Here is a 903-nt window from a genome sequence, read left to right as displayed (position 1 = left end):
GCGTTCCTCGTCGCGGCGGCGCCGTGGCCGGGGCTCGGCGTGGTGGCGGCCGCTGCCGCGATGGCGCTCGGCGCCACCGGGTTCGCGCTGAGCCGCCCGGCCCGGCGCACCGCACGCGTCCCGGGCGGCGGCCCCGTCGCCCTGCTGGGGGCGCTCGCCCGGCCGGGGATGCGGACGGTCGCGCTCGCCTCGCTCGGGTTCGGGCTCGTCATCGGGTCGGTGGAGGTCGGGGTGCCCGCCGTGACCGCGGCCGCGGGCTCGCCCGCGATGGGCGGCGTGCTGCTGTCGGCGTGGTCGGTGACGTCGGTGCTGGCCGGGGTGCTCTACGGGATGCGGCCCTGGCCGCGGCCGCTGCACCTGCGGATGCCGGTGCTGCTCGGCGCGTTCGCGCTGTGCGTGGCCGCGATGACCCTGACCGGGCCCACCGGCTCGCTGCCGGTGCTCATGGTCGCGATGCTCGCGGCCGGGGCGCTGATCACGCCGCAGGTCACCGCGCACTCGCTCGCCGTCGACACCACGGCTCCGGCGGGGACCGCGACGGAGGCGTTCGGCTGGGTCGTCACAGCGGCCACGCTGGGGATCGCCACGGGCCAATCCACCTCGGGGGTCGTCGTGGAGGCGTTCGGGCCGCCCGCGGCGTTCCTCGCCGGAGGCTTGGCGGGCGCGGTCCTCGCGGCCGTGTTGTGGCTGCGCCGGGCCACGCTCGCCCCGGAGCCCGTGGGCGAGCCCGTCGTGGTGGCCTGACCGCGTGGCAGCAAAGCCACTTTCCTGCAACCACGTTGCGTGAAAGTGGCTGTCAGGAGAATCGACCGCAGCCTATGAGGCCTTGGCGAGTGTGACCTCGTATCCGAGGTCTTGGAGTGCCTTGAGGTGGCGGTCGCGGCGACGGTCGGGGCTGTCGTG

At 76.0% G+C, this 903-nt stretch carries 1 protein-coding gene; it reads left to right on the top strand.

Annotated elements, in window-relative coordinates:
• Window positions 1-744 (top strand): MFS transporter (locus KME75_RS42000; RefSeq protein WP_504739542.1); only part of this gene is annotated, 744 nt, incomplete at its 5' end.
• Window positions 745-903 lie beyond the last annotated feature (159 nt).

Origin of the sequence: Pseudonocardia nigra, assembly GCF_019396355.1 — a bacterium.
GTDB lineage: Bacteria > Actinomycetota > Actinomycetes > Mycobacteriales > Pseudonocardiaceae > Pseudonocardia > Pseudonocardia nigra.
This window is presented reverse-complemented; position numbering and strand designations above follow the sequence as displayed.